This is a genomic window from Paenibacillus solanacearum (genome assembly GCF_910593845.1).
GTDB classification, from domain to species: domain Bacteria; phylum Bacillota; class Bacilli; order Paenibacillales; family NBRC-103111; genus Paenibacillus_G; species Paenibacillus_G solanacearum.
This window is the reverse complement of record NZ_CAJVAS010000091.1, coordinates 1-4,818: the sequence shown is the minus strand read 5'-3', so window position 1 is coordinate 4,818 and position 4,818 is coordinate 1. Positions and strand designations below refer to the sequence as shown.

At 40.0% G+C, this 4,818-nt stretch carries 3 protein-coding genes and 2 pseudogenes; 2 read left to right on the top strand and 3 right to left on the bottom strand.

Annotated elements, in window-relative coordinates; all coding sequences use genetic code 11:
- Positions 1-791: 791 nt before the first annotated feature.
- A complete protein-coding gene (locus KXG62_RS33615) occupies positions 792-1,349 on the bottom strand; it encodes a hypothetical protein (protein WP_218096363.1) in 558 nt (185 codons plus the stop codon).
- A 562-nt stretch (positions 1,350-1,911) separates the two neighbouring features.
- Between KXG62_RS33615 and KXG62_RS33610 the strand changes: the two genes are divergently transcribed.
- Positions 1,912-2,418 carry a toxin Cry1Ac domain D-VI-related protein gene (locus KXG62_RS33610; protein ID WP_218096362.1) on the top strand — a complete coding sequence of 169 codons (507 nt, stop codon included), beginning with the start codon at positions 1,912-1,914 and terminating at the stop codon, positions 2,416-2,418.
- A gap of 409 nt (positions 2,419-2,827) precedes the next feature.
- Positions 2,828-3,741: pseudogene (locus KXG62_RS33605) on the top strand (IS256 family transposase); the annotation flags it as partial.
- Positions 3,742-4,223: 482 nt separating this feature from the next.
- On the opposite strand, the pseudogene KXG62_RS33600 reads toward KXG62_RS33605, so the two are convergent.
- A pseudogene (locus KXG62_RS33600) lies at positions 4,224-4,531 on the bottom strand (transposase); the annotation flags it as partial.
- A gap of 58 nt (positions 4,532-4,589) precedes the next feature.
- Positions 4,590-4,818: IS3 family transposase (locus KXG62_RS33595; protein WP_218096361.1), on the bottom strand; the 229-nt coding region annotated here is incomplete at its 5' end.

Here is a 4,818-nt window from a genome sequence, read left to right as displayed (position 1 = left end):
TGTACAAGTATCCATTCCCAAATTCCTCTACGGAAACAACGTCTACCTCATACAAGAAAGCGATATTCCTCTTTTCTTTCATAGGCTAAGTTCCCGATTATATGAGTTATTTGCCATACATATGAAGCAGGAGGATTGGTATGTATCAAGAATTGATTTATGCTGGAATTTTCAATTGGGAGATGAGGTAGAGAATTACATTAAGCAGCTACACGGTCTGTATATCCCGTATATGAAGCCCAAATTATACGGACGGAATGAGACAGCAACTCATTTTTAATGGCAGCAGATACATTACATTTTACAACAAGCAGCAAGAATGTAAGGATCATAAGGAACCAGCAGAAATCATTTCTAAAGCTCAAGGATTGCTGCGCATGGAAGTAAGTCCAAGCTACGATGAGATGAGAAAATATTCATCGAAACGTCTCGCAATTCATTTAATATCGAAAGCGTTTTTTATACATACTTTTAAGCCAAGCTTGGAGACGGCAGGCTTGACAATGACTTTCAGGATGAACGTGATTTCATCGTGAGAAGCTTGGTAAAGGAAATGATATGGGATTATAAGCCAAAAGAGTTGACTGGTGCGGGGCAAGTAGATTACTCCAGCAACACCGCAATGCTGGCGATCCTATCTGGATGAGGTTGATCAGGGGCAGGGTTCGATTTATACCGGAGTGCATCGTGGAGATTAGGTACACAATGAATATCGAAGGACATAGAAACGCTATATGTTGAAATCAAAAGACGTCGATCTTTTGATCGACGTCGAATGGAAAAGTGTTAAATCAACCGCTGATACTTAATTGGTAGTAGTCCTGACTTACTGTTGAACTAAAGGTGCTGACGTGCAACTTGATTCTTTGATTATATTCTGTAGGAATTTTGACCTGCGCAACTTGATTATCATCTACTAACCACTCTTTTGGATAAATAGGAGATCCAGATTCGGTGGTTAAATTGAGTTCATATTTATAACCTGTTGGAGAAACCAATGTAACTATTACAAAAGAGCCAGGATAAACAGCACTTGAAGGGACAGTAAGCAAGTAATAGTCATGGTCTACAGCACCGTTAAGCTTTCCAAGCTTGTTATACCCGATTGGGTTAATAGCTTCGAGCTGTTGATCGGTATAACCTGGGATACCCGGGCCAGGGACAGGGAATAAAGTTGATCTAAGGAAACGCTCTGGGGCGTTAAAGTCACTATTACTAGCGCCATTACTAATCTCCCATTCTGTAATATTAGTACTCATGGTTGACACTTCAGTAGCGGAAGCATTTTGTACTCCAAATGTGAGCATGGCAACGGATGCGAGAACTAGTGCAGCTTTTTTTAGTTTCATAAGAACCTCCAGTATTGAAGTGTAATGTTGAGAAGGAAATACTGGCCAGTTATTCCAAGGAATATATTACCATTAATATTATAAAAAGTATATAAATTATATAAAATGGTATAAAACCTATGACATGTAAACGGTTTTGAGAATAAAAAAAACCACTGTTCTGCTTTTTAGAAGACAAGGGTTTCGGCCGGATCAGCCCGTCACGCGTGAGGAGCTGGCGAAGGTTTTGAACGACATGCTTTATTTGATTAACTCAAAAAAACAATGAAGTGTAACAGGAGGCTTTAGGCCTAAATAAATTTTTACATATTTGACAAGGACTTCCGAGTGCTAAGTCGAATATCCTAGTAAAAGTAAATCTTTAGGGGGATATTTTGTAAGTCAGCATTTCTTGTCATCGTTGGGTTCTTGGGTTTCATCTATTCAACTATTGCGTTAGTTAGCCCTCGTTTTTCTAAAATCTACACATGACTTATTTTTAAATTTTAATAATAAAGAACTTTCACCCCAAGCTTCCATATTATTAAATCAAGCTACATTAGACATAAGTTATGTGGAGAAGATGTTCTCTGTAAAACAGAATATAGATAAACTTTTCGATAAAAATGGCGCGATTGTTGAATCAGCTGACATAAAGTCCTACAAAGACCAATTAGATGCGCTAAAGTCGGACAAACCATCCTTTGTAAACGAACTGATGATAAAAATTAATGATGCCGAAACTCAAAAAGAACAAATTTTAACTGCAACAAAGAGTGTTGATGCTTTATTTACATCATCAGAAAAATCCACTGTTAAAGAATCGATTACCCGAACAGAAATTGATGATGCAAAAGCAAAAACAAACGACATTAAACAAGATAAAGCAAAAGAAAGTTTATTGTCATTTATACAACTAACCGACGAGTATTTAGATTCAAAAATAAAAGCTGAAGCAAAAGCAAAAGCTATAGCTGATGCAAACAAATTAAAAAATAGTAACTCTGGCCAACACTCTCCCCCACCAAAGAAATCTGATGGCACACTAGACCTAACAGGTTGGGTACCATATAGCTGGCCACATTGGTGAGAGAATTGGCATCGGGTGACGTTATAAAATATAATGGTCAATATTGGGCCTCGCCGCGCAAAGTAGAAACGATGTCAAATAAAGAGGTATATATGAGGGATATTGCAGAAAAATAACTAGATCAAGCATATCCTTCACTTTTGATCGGAATATCTAATTAGTCCTTATCTCTCAAATTCCATATTAATGAAAGGCGAAACCTGATTTCAAGCCATTTTTGAATCAGGTTTCGCCTTTTTTGAGAATTGTTTACATATCAAATTCGAAACATTGTATTACCCTCACCTGAATTTTGGTTCAAAAATATCTTTATTGGTCGTGTACGCATAGGCATCGGAATAATTGTTGAGATAGCGGATGTTGGAGTGAAGATTGGGAACGAGTGGTTTATGTGAGGCAACTTTTAGGATTGACGGGAATCGAAGATCAGATCGTGGCCTTATACGCCAAGGGTGTGAGTACGCGGGACATCCAGGATCATCTGCAAAATGTGTACGGCATTAAGGTTTCTCCGACGCTTATTTCCAATGTCACCAACAAAATCGTTCCACTGATCAAAGAATGGCAGAATCGGCCGCCGCAAGGGGCTTATGCAGTCGTATTTCTGGATGCCATTCACTTTAAAGTAAAACAGGACGGAGCCATCGTCAACAAAGCGGCGTATATGGTCATTGGCATCGACCTCGACGGCAATAAAGACGTACTCGGGATGTGAATCGGCGAAAACGAATCGGCCAAATTCTGGCTCAGTGTTTTAAATGAGCTGAAAAACCGTGGCGTTCAGGACATTCTGATCACTTGCGTGGATAATTTGACCGGCTTTTCCCAAGCCATTACCGCATGCTATCTTCAGACCGAAATTCAAAAATGCATCATTCACTAAATCCGCAATTCCACCCGCTATGTCTCCTACAAGGATCTCAAAAAGGTCGCGGCGGATTTAAAGCCCATCTACAAAGCAGCGACAGAAGAAGCCGCTCTGGTGGAATTGGATCGTTTGAGGAAATCTGGGGAACGAAGCATCCACTCATTGTGCAATCATGGCGCAGAAACTGGGATGAACTAGCCATGTTCTTTAAGTACCCTCCAGAAATTCGCAAGCTGATTTACACCACAAACATCATAGAAAGCTACCATCGGCAGCTCCGTAAAGTAACAAAGGGCAAGAGTATCTTTCCGAGTGACGAAGCACTACTTAAGATGCTCTACCTGGCTACGATGGACGTCACACGCAAATGGACAAGCCGAGTCCAAAACTGGGGACAGATGCTGTTACAACTTTCCGTCTTTTTTTCGGGCAGGGTAGGTCGTCATTTGCGCTAAATTTTGAAATCCCCTCGGGGGATTCTCTTTAAATGAGTTTACACAAAAAGATTGACAGCCCCTTTTCATACTTGCGCTTTTTTCACTTCTACTAAGTGATGTTGCTTCATCTTTGTTCAGGAAAGATAAACATTACTTTATGGACAAAAAGTCAATTATGGTTAGACTTGGATTAGCTTTAGTAGTAAGCATTGTACTACCTGTATTCAGGGCATACAATATTTCCTTCTTTAAGTTAAAATCGTTTTTTAGCCACAATGCGACTAACCCTTGAACTGTAACCTCATTTATGGACAGTGTTGAGAAACGGTATTGAAGCCTCAAGCAGCTAGGAGATGACTTCTGAATTCATCGAGGCCACTGAAGAACCTGCTGCTTTTCTGCAAATGCAGTGCAAATGGCAAATAAAAGACATTCACTTCACTTTTGTTGGAGATGAATGTCTTTTTTATCCTCATTATGCTGTATTCACTTCGTTGCTCTTAGTCTACTAATTTCAATATTCGCTTAAGATTCACAGCAAATATGGCCATCGCAGCTGCAGTTGCATGCTAATTAGACCCGAGGATGTGGCTACATCATACCCGTGTCCATGTTTGAGTTCACTGTTTTTCGCTTCAATTTTGTAGCGTTCTTTAGATTTTTCCTTGAAATATTTTGTTTCCTGGAACGTCATCTGTTCCACGTGTTCGTCAGACTTTATCGTCACTGAGTACGTTTTGCTCTTGGCTCCTTCTTTGTAACAACCTTCCTTCAACGGGCAGCGTTTGCAAATTTCCACATCGAAATAATTGGAATTGTCAATAAAAGTGCAGTTTGAAAACACACTCATATTAGGCATCCCGTTACTAGGCTGCTTGCGACAGCATTCTTTCGCGATAAATGGATGGCGGCCAGCCCCCCGGATTAGAGGTGTAGATCCGCCGTCTATTGTAGTAGACCATGATGTATCTGATGATGATCGATTTAATGTAGGCCATCGGATAGTACTCGGTCTTGATCTTGTACAGCTTCTCTTTCTTGAGCGTAGCAAAGAAGCTTTCCATTCGTGCGTTATCATAACAACGCCCCGTGCCG